This window comes from Wolbachia endosymbiont of Dactylopius coccus (genome assembly GCF_977011065.1).
The window spans coordinates 149,259-164,853 of sequence record NZ_OZ347065.1; the positions used below are offsets into that span (position 1 = coordinate 149,259).

Annotated in this window: 16 protein-coding genes; 7 read left to right on the plus strand and 9 right to left on the minus strand. The window is 35.9% G+C overall.

Annotated elements, in window-relative coordinates; all coding sequences use genetic code 11:
- Positions 1 to 1,719, plus strand: coding sequence for a monovalent cation:proton antiporter-2 (CPA2) family protein (locus tag ACWHVF_RS00750; protein ID WP_447933055.1), 1,719 nt, complete (start codon positions 1 to 3; stop codon positions 1,717 to 1,719).
- Between the two features lie 54 nt (positions 1,720 to 1,773).
- Positions 1,774 to 1,899, plus strand: coding sequence for a hypothetical protein (locus tag ACWHVF_RS00755; protein ID WP_265021581.1), 126 nt, complete (start codon positions 1,774 to 1,776; stop codon positions 1,897 to 1,899).
- Between the two features lie 60 nt (positions 1,900 to 1,959).
- Here ACWHVF_RS00755 and ACWHVF_RS00760 read toward each other — a convergent pair whose 3' ends face one another.
- The 5 genes from ACWHVF_RS00760 to ACWHVF_RS00780 form a co-directional block, all read right to left on the minus strand.
- Positions 1,960 to 2,622, minus strand: a complete 663-nt coding sequence (locus ACWHVF_RS00760) for an SURF1 family protein (protein WP_064125402.1) — start codon at positions 2,620 to 2,622, stop codon at positions 1,960 to 1,962.
- Between the two features lies 1 nt (position 2,623).
- Positions 2,624 to 3,100, minus strand: a complete 477-nt coding sequence (gene bfr / locus ACWHVF_RS00765; protein ID WP_447933056.1) for a bacterioferritin — start codon at positions 3,098 to 3,100, stop codon at positions 2,624 to 2,626.
- 59 nt (positions 3,101 to 3,159) lie between these two features.
- Positions 3,160 to 3,645, minus strand: a complete 486-nt coding sequence (locus ACWHVF_RS00770) for an RDD family protein (protein ID WP_064125404.1) — start codon at positions 3,643 to 3,645, stop codon at positions 3,160 to 3,162.
- The gene (locus tag ACWHVF_RS00775; RefSeq protein WP_064125405.1) at positions 3,645 to 4,283 is read right to left on the minus strand and encodes an HAD family hydrolase; all 639 of its coding nucleotides are present in this window, start codon (positions 4,281 to 4,283) and stop codon (positions 3,645 to 3,647) included. The genes ACWHVF_RS00770 and ACWHVF_RS00775 overlap by 1 nt, the downstream gene beginning before the upstream one ends.
- A gap of 130 nt (positions 4,284 to 4,413) precedes the next feature.
- Positions 4,414 to 5,425, minus strand: a protein-coding gene (locus ACWHVF_RS00780; RefSeq protein ID WP_447933057.1) for an IS630 family transposase whose coding sequence is annotated in 2 segments (ribosomal slippage) — positions 4,414 to 4,962 and positions 4,964 to 5,425 — 1,011 coding nt in all. Because the reading frame shifts where the segments join, the coding sequence is not laid out codon by codon here.
- A 122-nt stretch (positions 5,426 to 5,547) separates the two neighbouring features.
- Here ACWHVF_RS00780 and ACWHVF_RS00785 point away from each other — a divergent pair.
- Together ACWHVF_RS00785 and ACWHVF_RS00790 are read left to right on the plus strand one after the other, a co-directional pair.
- A complete protein-coding gene (locus ACWHVF_RS00785) occupies positions 5,548 to 6,363 on the plus strand; it encodes a hypothetical protein (RefSeq protein WP_064125406.1) in 816 nt (271 codons plus the stop codon).
- 86 nt (positions 6,364 to 6,449) lie between these two features.
- The gene (locus tag ACWHVF_RS00790) at positions 6,450 to 6,737 is read left to right on the plus strand and encodes a hypothetical protein (RefSeq protein ID WP_156488221.1); all 288 of its coding nucleotides are present in this window, start codon (positions 6,450 to 6,452) and stop codon (positions 6,735 to 6,737) included.
- 423 nt (positions 6,738 to 7,160) lie between these two features.
- On the opposite strand, the gene ACWHVF_RS00795 is transcribed toward ACWHVF_RS00790, so the two are convergent.
- Positions 7,161 to 7,325 carry a hypothetical protein gene (locus ACWHVF_RS00795; protein ID WP_447933058.1) on the minus strand — a complete coding sequence of 55 codons (165 nt, stop codon included), beginning with the start codon at positions 7,323 to 7,325 and terminating at the stop codon, positions 7,161 to 7,163.
- Positions 7,326 to 7,447: 122 nt separating this feature from the next.
- Here ACWHVF_RS00795 and htpG point away from each other — a divergent pair, with 122 nt between their 5' ends.
- The 3 genes from htpG (at position 7,448) to hemA (ending at position 13,674) form a co-directional block, all read left to right on the plus strand.
- Positions 7,448 to 9,352, plus strand: coding sequence for a molecular chaperone HtpG (gene htpG, locus ACWHVF_RS00800; protein ID WP_064124687.1), 1,905 nt, complete (start codon positions 7,448 to 7,450; stop codon positions 9,350 to 9,352).
- 159 nt (positions 9,353 to 9,511) lie between these two features.
- Positions 9,512 to 12,400, plus strand: a complete 2,889-nt coding sequence (locus ACWHVF_RS00805) for a lipase family protein (RefSeq protein ID WP_447933059.1) — start codon at positions 9,512 to 9,514, stop codon at positions 12,398 to 12,400.
- Between the two features lie 71 nt (positions 12,401 to 12,471).
- On the plus strand, positions 12,472 to 13,674 hold the full coding sequence (hemA, locus tag ACWHVF_RS00810; RefSeq protein ID WP_064125542.1) for a 5-aminolevulinate synthase: 1,203 nt from the start codon (positions 12,472 to 12,474) through the stop codon (positions 13,672 to 13,674).
- Here the strand turns inward: hemA and ACWHVF_RS00815 are convergent.
- The 3 genes from ACWHVF_RS00815 to rimM form a co-directional block, all read right to left on the minus strand.
- Positions 13,666 to 14,364, minus strand: coding sequence for an inositol monophosphatase family protein (locus ACWHVF_RS00815; protein ID WP_064125541.1), 699 nt, complete (start codon positions 14,362 to 14,364; stop codon positions 13,666 to 13,668). The two genes, hemA and ACWHVF_RS00815, sit on opposite strands and share 9 nt — an antisense overlap.
- A gap of 8 nt (positions 14,365 to 14,372) precedes the next feature.
- Positions 14,373 to 14,939, minus strand: a complete 567-nt coding sequence (gene efp / locus ACWHVF_RS00820) for an elongation factor P (protein ID WP_064125540.1) — start codon at positions 14,937 to 14,939, stop codon at positions 14,373 to 14,375.
- A gap of 62 nt (positions 14,940 to 15,001) precedes the next feature.
- The gene (gene rimM / locus ACWHVF_RS00825; protein WP_064125539.1) at positions 15,002 to 15,508 is read right to left on the minus strand and encodes a ribosome maturation factor RimM; all 507 of its coding nucleotides are present in this window, start codon (positions 15,506 to 15,508) and stop codon (positions 15,002 to 15,004) included.
- Positions 15,509 to 15,595: the final 87 nt, after the last annotated feature.

Consider the following 15,595-nt stretch of genomic DNA (forward strand, 5'->3'; position numbering starts at 1 on the left):
ATGCACAGTGGCTCTCAGCATTTGTTTGATATTATAATTTTACTTTCTGCTGCTGTGTTTATAGTCATAGCATTTTGGAAAATGAATATTAGTCCAGTGCTTGGTTACTTCGTTGCAGGTGCAGTTATTGGTTCTCATGGATTTAATCTGATACACTCAGCTGAAGCAATGGATAATCTTGCAGAATTTGGTGTAGTTTTTCTATTATTCATTATAGGCCTTGAATTGACATTTGAACGCCTTATCGCCATGCGTATCCATGTATTTGGATTTGGTTCCCTTCAAGTTATAGTTACCATGGTAGCAATATGGTGCATCGCTCTTGCTTTCGGAGTGAATACGAATATAGCAACAGTTATTGGTGGTGGGCTTGCGCTATCCTCAACAGCAATAGTGTTGCAGGTTCTGCAAGAAAAAGGTTCTCAAGCAAGTCAGGTTGGTAGATTGTCGATAGCAGTGCTATTAATGCAAGATTTTGCAGTGGTACCATTAATAGTATTGGTACCTTTACTTACTGGCAATTCTGAGCACAGCCTGATAAGCTCATTGGCAGGTTCATTGGTGCAAGCAGCTATTGCATTAGTGCTGATATTTATAACTGGTAGATTATTGCTTAGACCTTTATTTTCGGTTATTGCTAAAATGGAAAGTAATGAGGTCTTTATATCAACAACGCTTTTAATAGTATTAGGAGCAGCGTTTATCACTGAGCAATTTCATTTATCGTTGGCATTAGGTGCATTTGTTGCTGGATTGTTAGTTGCAGAAACAGAATATAGACACTCAGTAGAACACGCAGTATTGCCATTTAAAGATTTGTTTCTTGGCTTATTTTTCATGACTGTTGGTATGTCCATCAATACCGAACTTTTACTCAATAAGTTACCACTAATTACTTTATTATCGATTATCCTTATCGTTTTAAAAACATCTATTATATATATATTGTGTAGATTTTTTGGGTTTAAGAGTGCACCTGCTATACAAGCTGGGTTACTGCTTTCACAAGGCGGTGAATTTGCGTTTATTTTGTTTCGCTTAGCAGATGAGCTAAATGTGCTACCAAGTGAAATCGCTCAAGTACTTATGATGGTAACTACAGTAACCATGGCTTTCACTCCTCTTTTATCGGGGCTTGGAGATTGGATAGCAAACTCACTTAGCACTGAGAAAACAATATTAGATGATGAAGCTGTTGAAACAGATACACAAGATCTTTATAACCATGTGATAGTTGCTGGATTTGGTAGAGTGGGATATATGGTAACAAAAATGCTTACGGCAGAGCATTTAAGTTACGTTGTTGTAGATATTCAATCGAAAATAGTCAAAGAAGGAAAAAGTGATAGTTTTCCTATATATCTTGGAGATGTTACAAGATGTGAAATTTTAAAATCGGTAGGAATAGAAAGAGCTCAAGCTCTCGTTATTTCAATAAAGAATGAAGTTACTATAAAAAAAGTTGTTTCTTTAGTTGCAGCAAATTTTCCGCATGTAAATATTGTAATACGCTTACCAGATCTGAGTAATATGGAGGTTTATAGAGATCTAGGAGCTAGTAAAATTATTCCTGAAACATCTGAGATAGGATTGCAGCTAGGTGGAGCTGCACTGAGCCTTAGTGGTATTAGCGAAAGTGGAGTTACGTCTTTAAAAAGTAGATTCAGAAAAGGCAATTACAGTATGTTAAAAGACCTTGGTAGTGATAAAGATGAATAACTACTTCTCTAATTTTATGTACAGAAAGCTTCAAGCTTTATTGAGGTCAGATGCATGGCTAATGCTGAAACAAAAATTCCAGTGCTCCCTTTCTTGTCATCCCAGTGCTTGACACTGGGATCCAGATTGGGCACTAAGTTGGTAAACACGAAAGCGGTTAATCCTTTACAACGTTTTTGATGGAACTGTGCAAAAGGACTGGATGCCAGTGTCACGCACTGGCATGACACCCATTTGTTCCTATAGTTGTCTTTTTTCGTCTACCTTATTTTGCCACCCTGCCTGAACAGATACATTGAGGTTTTGCCTATGGTAAATTACGCACATAATCAACCAAGTTAAGGAAAGTGCAAACCAAGTGATTGCATATTCCAAATGCTTCATTGGCTGTATGGCTAATTTGCTGCCAAAATTGTTCGGCCACAATATACACTTCTCTAGCTTAATACCTAACTCATTGGAAATTTCTTCTGTACTCAGGGTAAACCATGTATTCGAAGCAGTATCGTTCTTGATAAACCAATTTTTGCTTTTATTGCTATCGCAATATAAAGTTCCATCTGCAACTACTTTTTCAATTTTTACTTTTTCCTCTTTTTTTTCTTTAACTATTCCTTTGTTCACTAACATATAATTTCCAGTAGTAAGCAGCATGGGAGACAGCACATAATAGCCGCGTTGCCCTGCAAAAACGTATAGCTCTATGTCACTTAAAATCCCACCAATCTTGACATGCCTATAGTTAAATTTTTCAAGGTCGTTATTGGGCAATAGATGAACAACTGGAAGACTCATATTTTTGATAATATTATTCTTCCAGTTCAATCTGAATACTTGCCATAATCCTAATAAAAAAAGGAGCAAACAAGGTACAATTAAAATAAATACTATCTTTTTTAACACTCTATATTTGTGTTCTTAAATAGTTTTCAACACCCATTAGTTCAATAAGATCGATCTGCTTCTCAATCCAATGGAAGTGCTCTTCTTCATTTTTTAACATCTCTTCTAATAACATTACACTAACAAAATCTTTTTCTTTCTCAGCGATAGAAATCGTTTCTTTGATATCCTTAATACCTTTTCCCTCTAATTTCAAATTAGCTTCTAAGATTTTTTGTATTGTATCTTTTGTAAACTTTCCATCATGCTTTGATATTTCGTTTGTATCCTGAAAATTTGGAACTCCTTTAAATAACAAAATTCTTTCTGCCAACTTGTTTGCATGTTCAAGTTCTTCGTTAAGCTCATTTTTTACCTTTTCTGCAAGTCTATTAATTCCATTATTTTTGAGAATCGCAAAATGCAAAAGATACTGGCGTACAGAAGTCAGCTCATTGGTCAATAATTTATTCAAATGTTTTACTATCTCTTCATTCATAATCTTCCCTTAGTTCAATTCATCAGCATAATTTATATGATAACGATAGTTATAGCAACTCATTTAATAGTTCCTTTGATAACAACCGTATTAAATAGCATGTCGTGGTATGTCTGTTTTTTCTTAGAGAAGCAAGCAACTAGATACCAGCAGAGAGTGAGTAGCACTATAATTACTTTCAATGCACTCAAGACATTCACTAATACTTCCTGATCTTGCAAAAATTCAGTAAGGACAACTACTACACTGTTTAACAAAGGAAGAAAAAACTGGGAAGTGCTTCTGTCAAATGCTAAATTCAAGTCTATTTTAGAATTATCTAAATTGATAGTATACATATTCATTAACTGTTGACCGGGAGTTGCTTGGGCCTTTGAAGATATAAAATATGTGAAGTAACTACAATTTACACACATGTATGATAGATGTAAGATCAACGGAGAATCCTCTAATAGCAGTATAATTAATAAAGTTGGAATTAATAAAATTGCTACATCTATTAAATATGCGCAAAGGCGCCTTTGTATACTGGCAATCTCTGTCATTACCTATCTTCTAAATACTTTATTATAAAATCTGTAAGTTTATCAAAATGCTGAAAACATAACAAATCTTCGTATCCACTTATTGATTGGCCATATATAATAGGTAAACAATTAGCATTTTGTGCACACAGAACATCTGTGATGCTATCACCAATGAAAAACACATTTTCTTTATTTATAGGCAACGTACTCTCTTCTAGTGCAAATAGCAGTGGAGTTGCGGAGGGTTTATCTTCTGCAGTATCGCATGAACCAACTACTCTCTCAAAGTAAGAGTCTAGCTTAAAATAGGCAACTTCTTCACGTAAATTAGTGTTTTTCTTATTACTTACTATTGCTAGATAAATATTGTGGCTTTTCAGTGTCTGCAACATTTTCTCTACTCCTTGATTCAAAGCAATGTTTTGCAATAGTGCATCATCTAAATATTGTTGATATATCTGATTTGCTTTTTTCCACTGATCGCCAAATAAATTGACCATATAGCTCTTTCTCGACTCGTGGGAATTTCTATCAGCAGCTTTATTACTATACCCCATTGAGTTTATGGTATGCTTAATAGCATTAAAAATGTTATCTTGAGTGTCAACTAAGGTATTATCCCAATCGAATACTACTGCTAATGGACTATTTCTCATTTCTACATTGTTACGTATTTTAGGTTAATAAGTAAATAGCATTTTAATAAAAAAAATATAAATAGAACGCTCTTACTCTTTACCATAAGTTATGTTAACTGTTTTTTATATAATTAGCTAATACCAATTCTCATTGTTGGTCATTCAAATAGGATACATAGCAGAGTTGTTTAATTGTGGAGTAGGTAAGAGAAGTAATAAATTTACACAAAGCACTCTCAAGCAAAGCAATAGTATCGTATATTTTATTGCGCAAAATGTTCTGTTTTACATACAACCAAAGCCTCTCAACTGGATTGAGTTCAGGTGAGTATGGTGGTAGGTATATAATCTCAATATTTTTAGGTACCTTTAAACTTTTCGACTTATGCCAACTAGCACAATCCATAACAAGAAAGGCTTCTCGTGGTCCCAAATATTGAGACATTTGCTCAAGAAATATATTCATACAATCAGTGTTGACATTCGGTGCAAACAAGCTAGAATTCTCCCCATTTCTAGGATTAACTGCACTGTAGAGATAAAAATTTTCCCTACCTAATTTTACCTTAACTTTTGTTCTGACGCCTTTTTTAAACCATCCATGCCCGGTCTTTGAATGTGTGCCAAACCGCGATTCATCGAAGAAAAACAGCTCTTTTTCAGAATACTTGCCAATAACTTCGTTGAGATTTTTTTTTGAATTCCTCTTGTTTTCTTTTATCTTGTACATTGTGTACTGGTCTTGGTGTAATATAAGAGAATTTCATCTTTTGCATATAGCGGTGTACTGTAGATTTGCTAATATTTAAGCCGAACTTTTCCTGGATTCTTATTCTCATTTCTTTAATGGTAATATTAGGATTTTCTCCTACCCATGCTTCAACTTGCTGTAGTTGAGCCTGATTTAATTTAGTTTTTCTACGCCGTTGTGGAGGAGCAAACAATTTTTCTTCTCTGCCTAATTTCAAGAGTTTTATCCACGAAGTTAGTGCGCTTCTTGAAATGCAATATATTTTTGCTACAGCCGTTATACTATGCTTTTTTGCTGCAATTACAGCATTTAGTTTTTTTGCAACATATGCATTGTTCCTTACTTTCTTCAGCATTTTTTTTGCTGATTTTACTACTTCTTCATCCAATAATTTTGATCTTAGTGCCATTTATACCTCGACTATTTCACTTATTTCATTATGGCTTGTCTTCTATTATTGTCTATCTGTTTGCCGTGTAATGGGAATTGGTATAATATACTGGTTATATTGTATGCTTTAAGGTAGTAGGTATGACTGAAGTTAAAAATACACCTCAAACAGGTGTAGAAAAAAAATTTAAAGATGTTTTTGAGCGTTCTCCAGGTGCTTTTCCAGAGGGAACCTCATTAGAGGAGAAGGTTAATTATATTGCAGAAGCAACAGAGGCTCAAAAGGCTATGAGGAGTGGAGAGCTTGAGAACAAAATGAAAAACGTTGCTGAATTAAGCAAAGAACTTGAAAGTCGAAAGAGTCATGCAGCTGAAAAAGTACATCAAGATTTTGAAAGAATTGCTGAGCTTGACCGCCAATATAAAGACAAGGGTATTTTCAGAAGTGAAAAAGTTGCAGGACCAAAAAGTGACAAAAAACTCCAAGATTCTCCGAAAAAGCCTATAGCAGAAGGTAAAAGCTTTGAGCAAAGTAGACAAAAAGAGACTTCTGTGCAAACAGATACACAGCCATCAGAGCACATCGTTAGTCCCTCAGTGAGCAAGAGTTCTGTAAAAGAGAAGCTCAACACTGAGCTAGGCAAAAAAGATAACACACCTCAACCACAAGAAAATCAAGAAGAAGGGTTTTTGAGTCTTCTGAAGCGCTTTGTTAAGAGGACACTAGAAAAACTTTTAGGTGAAGATAAAAAGAGTGTGGAAAATGCTCGTGGCATAAAAGAAGATGCTCAAAGAGATACATCAAATAACGAAGAGCAACAAAAGAGTAAGCACTTTGATAAAATTTTAAATCAGGACCAAAGTATAAGCAAGGGCTTAGAGCAAGCAACACAACTTGAAAACCCAACGATAACACCTGTTAATACTCCTGAAGTAGATACAGGTCGTGAAAGGTGATCCGCTTTCAAGCTTCATTATACCGCCACGAATCATCATACCGCCGCGGTATCTCCTTAGCATAGATCCCGCTAACACGTAGCGGGATGACGATTGTCATGGTGTCATCCCAGCGCCTCTATGATGTCATTCCAGTGCTCCTTTCTTGTCATCCCAGTGCCTATTTCTTTGTCATTCCAGTGCCTCCTTCTCCTGTCCATTCCAGTGCTCCTTTTTTTGTCATCCTAGTAGCCCCTATGATGTCATTCCAGTGCTCCTTTCTTGTCATCCCAGTGCCTATTTCTTTGTCATCCCAGTGCCCAGACTACTTGGATCCAGGAAACTTAGTTGCAAGTAATGCATTGGGTTTGGTGAGTATGGGTTTTGCGTTATAGAATGAAGCACTTTTGGTGAATTTATAAAGAAAGCTGGATCCCAGTGTCAGCTACTCGGATGACACCCTACTAGCAGAAGTTACTCTCAAATGTTTGTTCATGTTAGCTACAAACATTAAGAAATTCACCAAATGAAAAAAAAGGCAAAAGAAGCCCCGTTGGTGACTAGTTATTTATATGTACTTCAAAATATTGGCGTTTTTTATTCTAAACGCTACGATTCAGCCGCTTTTAAATGCGATTAACCTAAATTATAAACGTTAAGAAATTTACTGAGCGGAAAAAAAGGCAAAGAAACCCTAGGGTAGCTAATTATTCACTATCCATTTTTTAAGTTGGCGTTTTTTGATGTTTTAAATAGCGTATTTCAGCTTGTGTAGCTAGAAATTTGATAAAGACATGAGGTGCACATAGTGCAAAAAATTAAGCATGATTTACGCCAAATACATTAAGTTTTTTGTCATTAATCCACTGAAGAGATTGCGAAGATAAATAAATAGCTTCACTTTCATGATAAGGGGGCTGGCAAGGTTTGTCAAGTAAGTTTTTTCGTTTCATCCAACGCGCTGCCAAAAGTTTGTTATGCAAGAGATCTCATAAATTGGATGTCATAATAACTACACCCACATTAATTTTGGTGTACGTGACCTTGAAAGATCGTGATTCAATACTTAAATTATTAGGGTAATAGGCAAATAATGGAGCTCAAAATGCATAATGTACAAGAAACTGAAAATTTAAAATTTGATGCTGAAGTAGGGAAAGTACTGAATATAGTGATTCATTCACTTTATACTAATAAAGACATTTTTCTGCGTGAATTAATATCAAATGCATCGGATGCATGTGATAAGTTGCGTTATGAATCTCAACTAAATCCTAATTTGCTGGATTCTAGTGATGAATTAAAAATCACTATCAGCTCCAATAAAGATAAGAACGAGCTATATATCACTGATAATGGCATCGGAATGAACAGACAAGATTTAATAGACAACCTTGGTACAATTGCAAGCTCTGGCACGCAAAAGTTCTTAGATGCGATTAAGAATAGCAAGGATTCAAGCCAAGCTGTGGAGCTGATCGGGAAGTTTGGTGTTGGTTTTTACTCAAGCTTTATGGTTGCATCGGAGGTAATAGTAGAATCGAGAAAAGTTGGAGAAGAAGAATCTTGGGTCTGGAAATCCAAAGGAGATGGGGAATATTCAATCAGCAAGTCAGATAATCAAGTCCCTCGCGGAACCAAAATTACGCTCATTATGCATCCTGAAGAAAACGAGTTTTTAGATAAATTTCGTGTTGAAAACATTATCACTACTTACTCTGATCATATAAATTTTCCTGTTGAATTCATAGACGAAGAAGGAAAAAGTGAAAAGTTAAACAGTAAGGCTGCAATTTGGACTAAGCCAAAAAATGATGTTACTCAAGAGGAGCATAATGATTTTTTCCGCAGTGTTGCTCATGTTGGCGGGGAGCCTTGGATGATATTGCATAATAAAAATGAAGGTGCAATAGAATATACAAATTTGCTTTATGTTCCCTCTATTAAACCTTTTGATTTATTTCATCCAGATAGACGTTGCTCTGTGAAGTTATATGTAAACAAGGTATTTATTACTGAAGATAACGTACAGATCATACCACAATACTTGCGTTTTCTGAAAGGTATTGTTGATTCACCGGACTTGCCTCTTAATATCAGCAGAGAAACGTTGCAGAATAATCGCGTTGTTGAGCAGATCAGAAAATCTCTCACTAAACGTGTAATATCAGAGCTCGGTAAAAAGGCAAAAGAGAATTTGGAAGAGTACACAAAATTCTGGACCAATTTTGGTGCAGTATTAAAAGAGGGTCTTTGTGAAGCTATGCCAACTGATGAGAGAGAAGCGCTGCTCTCAATTTGCAGATTTCAGAGCACTGGTGATGAGAAATTAGTCAGCATTGATGACTATATAAGCAGAATGAAGCCTGAGCAGGAGCATATCTATTATCTCACCGGAAATAGCTTGGATTCAGTGAAAAACAGTCCACAACTTGAAGGATTCGTCAGTAAAGGACTAGAAGTGCTCCTATTTGTTGATCCAGTTGATGATTTCTGGACTAGCGTGATTCATGAATATAAAGATCAAAAATTTAAGTCTGTGACCCGCGCTGATGTTGATTTGGAAAAATTCTCTTCAGAAGAAGATAAAAAAGATGAAGAAAATAAGCAAGATGAAGAAAAGACTGAAGAAAATACGGACTCTATACTGCAATATTTCACCAAGGTTCTTGGCAATTTGGTAAAAAGCGTAAAGATCTCTAAAAAATTGACCGACAGTCCTGTATGTCTAGCAGTTGATGAAGGTGCTATGGATCTTCGCATGGAGCGTTTTTTGCGTGAACAAAAGCAGCTAAACTACCGCACGCCAAAGGTGCTGGAAATCAACACTAAGCATTCTGTAATAAAAAGCATAATGAAATCCCATGCTGAAAGTGGTGAAAACCCAACATTGGAGGACATGGTTCACTTATTGTTTTACCAAGCTTGTATAGTGGAAGGTGAAGAGATGGATGATGTAAGTCTGTTTGCTAAGAGAGTTAATAATTTGCTTGGCAAAGTTGTTGTCTAATACTATACTAGATTAGTGATTTATGTGAGGTAATATATAATTAATCTACTTAGAAGATCTATTCCACAAACAGCAGGTGTTACAGGTAAAGTTAAAAGCAGGAATAATTCTAGGAATCTAACTAAAATTGCAGGATTTAACCAAAAGAAGTTATTAGAGATGATCAACTTCACTATGGTAGGCTATTATGTTAGCGATTGTGGTTGTAAAAACAATGAGTTTGTTAAGCTAAAGAGAGGAGGATATAAAACTCCTGCTCAACTTGAGAAAGAGGGTTACAAAGTTGTTCAATTTCATGGCATTATTTCTGACCAAGAAGTTCGGCATACTGGTTATGTTTTTATAAGGGGTAAGGAAGTAACTATAGCATACCGCGGTACTTGTGATTCTTATGACTTCAAGAGAGATGTTGAAATACCTTTAATTCGTCAATATGAACTTCTGCCCAAAGGTGGTAAGATCCACCTAGGTTTCTACTCCGTATTTGAAAATTCCTGGGAGAGTCTTTACGGGATATTAAAAGGGTATGCTAACGATCGAGGATTAGAAATCAGAGATTTAAAAATTAATCTTACAGGTCACAGCATGGGAGGTGCTGTCGCTAACATAGCTGCTCTATGTTTAAGTGTAACAGAGGATGCAAAAGATTTGCATATTGCAACTTTTGGTGCACCAAGGGTTTTTGACTGTAATGCTGCTAAAGTTTGTAATGGACTTTTTGGCAGGAAGACTATTAGAGTAGTTGATCGATCAGATTTCATACCTTCATTACCACCTAATTTTATGGGCTATAAGCATGTAGGCAAACAATTAAAAATAGGAAGACATTCCGTGCCGGCGTTGCATGACCACAAATTGGAAGTTTATCATAATCTTATTTTAAAAATAAAGCCAAAAAATTTTAAGTCGGATAATAATACATCTGCAACATGCTACATCCTTTCCCGGGCTGCTAGGGAAGTGTATGATGTACTAACTGTACCCAGTTGCCTTATTCCAAGCACCCATTCAAGTAGCGATAAACAATATTTTGAACGAGTGAAAAATCAACATAAGAATGCTTCATTTTCTAAAATAATTAATAGATATTCTGAGTTTGGCAATAAAAATGATAAATTTCTTGACAAAGATAGAAGAAATGGTATTATGGGTGACATAAGGGCTTCAATAAAGAAGCCCAGAGGCAATAATAATAAGGAGGGTGTAATGACCAAATTTAAAGAACAAAGTGAAAAGTCAGTCAGTTGGGGAGGAGGACTTTCTAATATTGACAATCTGACCAACTCGAAAGAAAGATCAGTTGGTAAAATGACCAATTTTGAAGAGCAAAATAGAGGGAATATGACTGGTTTGGCAGAATCGTTTGAAAATTGGGCCGATTCGGGGGAAATTCCTGGTATTGGCGGTACGAATAATCTTGAAGAAAGTAGAAAGAAGTCAGTCAGGAAGTCAGTTAGTTATGGAGGAGGACTTTCTAATGTTGATAATTTGACTGATTCGGGTCTTGATGCTAACAAAAAGAAGTCGCTCAGTTTCAGTGGAGGACTTTCTAAAATTCGCAAGCGGCTCAATCCTAAAAAAAAGAAACAAAGTAATAAAAGATTGAACAGTTCGGAAGCACTTCCTGAGACTCGCAGATGGAACCTGGAAAACTTGGTTGATGCTATCAAGAAGTTCGATTCTGAAACAGTGGAACTCATAATGAAAAGAAACGCGATCGTTATGCATGAATCTACTAAATCTATTCTTCAAGAAGCGATAAATGAAGCCAAGACAGAAATTGGTAATTTGCAGGGCGAGGAGAAGAATCGACAAGGAAGCGAACTTAAAAAAATTGAAGAATTGTTTAAAGGATCGCTTTCTGAGATTCAAACTAATCAAGGAAAGGCCATAGAAGGAACTTTTTTTAATGCTATCGAGGATGCCAATTTTGAGGCAGTGAAACTTATAATGGAACTAGGGGGCATTAAAGCAACTGAACCTATTTTACAAGCAGCCTTAAAAAAAGCTAATGAAAAATATGGCTCGGGAGAATTGAGAAAAAAAGATAAACAAGAAATCAGAGAAATTATAGATTTTCTTAGTGCAAAGCTTTCTGAGATTCAAAATGATCATGTACCATCAATAAATGTTTTAAACAGAGCTGAGCTAGAGAAAGCTAGATCCGAAAAAATTGCAGCAGAATCAACTGAACTAGAGAAAGTTGAGTCAGAAGCTGAATTCGAAAAACTTGCAGCAGCATCAACTGAACTAGAGAAAGCTGAATTCGAAAGAATTGTAGCAGAATCGGCTGAACGAGAGAAAGTTGAGTCAGAAGCTAAATTCGAAAAACTTGCATCAGTACAAGATCTGTATCTTGATCATGCACAACCAGTAAATGCTAACATTAGTGAGGAAGATGTTAACTCTACTACAAGTGATCAAATAACACCTGTTGGTAGTGATGAGCTAGATTCCTCAAGTGGTGAACCTTTGTATAGCACAATAGATAGTGGCTCAAGTGATCCTCAGCTTGATGGTCAACAAAGTCCACAATCGGAAATTTTAACTAACACCCTGGATGATGATGTTAGTTCTTTAAGCAGTGATGAGCACAGTAGCGCCTCTTCAAATGCTGGCGATACGTCTACAACTGAAAATGTTATTGACAATGAAGAAGAGCCTGTGGTAGATGATAAGGATGATCAACCTGCAGGTAAAGAAGGTGATTCAAAAAGTCCGGTGACTTTTATCATCGAGGGTGATGATAATAAGGTAGTTTTTGAACAAGACAACAGTGTTAAAACGCACCCACAAAACGCAAAACTGCCTGTTATAGCTACATGGACATCAGCAATAACTGGAGTGCTTACAGGGGCTGCTGCACCAGTTGCATATTTTGCTTTTAGTGCTAGTCTGCTAGTAGCAGGAATAATAGCAGGTGTTGGAGCTTGTTGTCTGGTTGCTGCTGTAGTTATATACTGCTGCACGCCTAAAAGCCAAGTTGAAAACAACGAGGTTGAAAAACCTTTTAACATGAAGGAAGAACTTACTGTTACATCTGTATAACAGTAAATTGAGGTTGTAGTTTACCATTTTATAATTTATTATAATTATGTTAATTATCGGTAAATAAGGACTTGGTAAACTACGAAGAAATATTCTTGAATAAAATCAAAGATATAAAAGATGAGGGGCGCTACCGTGAATTTACGCACTTTGCGTCATTGCCAGGTAGGCTTCCCCACATTATGGACTATGAAAGAAATAGGGAAGTAATAGTCTGGTGCAGTAATAACTATTTGGGAATGTCGCAGAATGAGAGCGTCATTGCCGCTATTCAAAATTCATCTGTTGGCGCTGGAGGAACAAGAAATATATCTGGTACAACAAAAGAGGTTGTCGAACTTGAAAAATCCTTAGCTTGTTTGCATAAAAAAGAGGCTGCTTTAACTTTTGCTTGTGGATATCTTGCCAACCAAACCACACTAAGCACTTTATCGTCTGTTATTCCGGGCGTAGTAATTTTTTCAGATGAAAAAAACCATTCTTCGATGATAGAAGGCATAAAATCAGGAAAAAGACCAAAACATATATTTAGACATAATGATGTTGATCACTTAGAGCAGTTGTTAAAGTCCGTAGACACAAAAACACCAAAGATAATAGCGCTTGAATCCGTATATTCAATGGATGGCGATATAGCGCCGCTTGAGGCGATATGCGATCTTGCAGATCAGTATAAAGCAATTACCTATTTGGATGAGGTGCACGCAGTTGGCATGTATGGTTCACATGGTGGCGGAATTGCAGAAAGAGAAGGCCTGATGGATAGAATAACCGTCATTCAAGGTACACTATCGAAGGCTTTTGGAGTGATGGGTGGGTATATCGCGTCTTCAAAGAGCTTGGTAGATGTAATAAGAAGTTCCGCTCCAGGATTTATTTTTACCACTGCTATGTCGCCTGTTTTAGCAGCGGCAGCAAAGGCAAGCGTTGAGCACCTAAAATCGAGTAACATTGAAAGGGAAAAGCAAAAGCAAGTCGTTGAAAAAGTAAAAAACTCACTGAGAAATACAGGAATTAACTTCATTCCAACAGAAACTCATATAATTCCAATAATAATTGGCGACCCAGAGTTATCCAAAAAAGCATCAAAATTATTATTTGATGAGTATGGAATATATGTTCAACATATAAATTATCCAACAGTGCCAAGAGGAACTGAGCGTTTCCGTATTACCCCTACACCTTATCATACTGATGAAATGATAAAACATTTAACAGAATCTCTTGTAAAAGTTTTCGAAAAGTTGTCTATCTCTGTAGCCTGTTTATCCTAATTTAATATCGCCAGCAATAATCAATCCGTTGTCTTCCGTTAGCCTTCCACCGCTTTCTTGCAGAAAAAGTCTACCGAGCAAGGCTTTATATTTGTTAACTCCAGAGTAAACTGTTCCTCTGTGCCTTCCTGCTGCAAGGTATGCAAAGCCTAAAATTGTTGAACCTATGGAGCGTACATTACTATTACCAGGCAGCAATTTATTTAATAAATTACCACTTACATCTATTAAACCCCCTTCACGGTTTTTCACCCGCATTTTTATATGACGAGATCTAAAATCCTCAAGAAAAGCACCTTTCTTTTCTTCTGCCCAAAAAGTTTCTCTAAGAGCCGGAGCATCAATTACAGCTGCCACAACTTTATTTTGATGAATGAGACAGACTGATACTGCAAAATAAACCATGCAACTAGAAAAGTTCTCCCTGCCCTCTATAGGCATAATAAACCAGGTATAAGTGTCATCTTTTACTTCTTGATCAGTATCATCTTCGGAAATAAACCCATAGTCTCGTTTGTAGTCGTGCAAGCAATCGTATATGGTTTGCTTGGATTTTGAATAAGTTTTATTAATAAAGTCTGCTGATTTAACATTAGAAATTTGCAATTCATTAAAATCGCGCATAAGCTGCCTGGAAGCACTACGCACAGAATCAAGCATCACATTAATTCGTGGTGATGAGATGGACATTCTTCTTTTTACTCTTTCACTCTTTCATAATAGCTGTCATCTGGAGTATATACTACAATTTTATCCTCTTCTTTTATAAACTGAGGCACGTTAACGCGCATTCCGTTTTCCAAAATTGCAGGCTTATAAGAAGCAGTAGCAGTTTGTCCTTTAATAACAGACTCTGTTTCTTTCACAGCAAGTGTAACATAATCAGGCACATGCGCAGAAATTATTTTGTCTTGATAAGCTACAACTTTAATTTTCATGTTATCCTGTAAATAAATTTTTTTTCCTCCCAATAAGTCCAAATTTATAGTGATTTGCTCGTAATTACTTGGATGCATAAGATTTACAATGTTTCCTTCAGTGAAAAGGTAAACATATTCCTCTTCATCTAAAATTGCCCTTCTGATTGTTGCATCAGAACGAAATCTTTCATAGTGTTTTGCTCCGGTCTTAATATTTTTCATTTCAGCTTGTATGTATGCACCACCTTTACCAGGTTGAGTATGCATAATACCTACAACCAAAAATAATCCGCCGTTATGTTCCAACACCTGACCTGGTCTGATATCGTTAGCTCTTTCTGCCATAATTACATTTTCAGTTTGATCTTACAATTATAAATAGCTTTATATAAATATCAAAGCCTTTATTAGTCAATAAATTCTGGCATATTTAATACTATATACCTCCCCCTTATATTTATATGTGGAAATATCTCTTTAGTGAAAGATAGCATAATGCGTTTTTTTGTGCTGATAACCAAAATTTCTAATATATCCCCTGAGCCGAAATTATATATAGATTTTACATGGCCATATAATTCATTACTTTCCAGCCTTACTTCCATATCTACAAGGTCACTTTGATAAAATTCATCCTCATCATTTAGCTCTGGTAACTTGCTTCTTTCTATATATAGCTTCTTATTCCTTAAAAGCTCTGCTTCATTACGGGAATTTACTCCGCTGATTGTAGCTATTACTAGATTATCACCTATGACGGATACTAAGTCTATTTTATAATTCTCATCACCACTGATTAGCTCACCATATAAGGAGATATTTTTGGGCTTTTCAGTAAAGGTTTTCACTTTAACAGCTCCTTTAATTCCGTGAGGAGAGGTAATAATTCCTAAACATACCAGATTGTCGTTCATATTAAGATGATAACTAATGTTGGATTTTTTGTCTATAAGGCATAAAATACCTAAAAACGTTTGTTGTAATTCTATCAATACAATGTA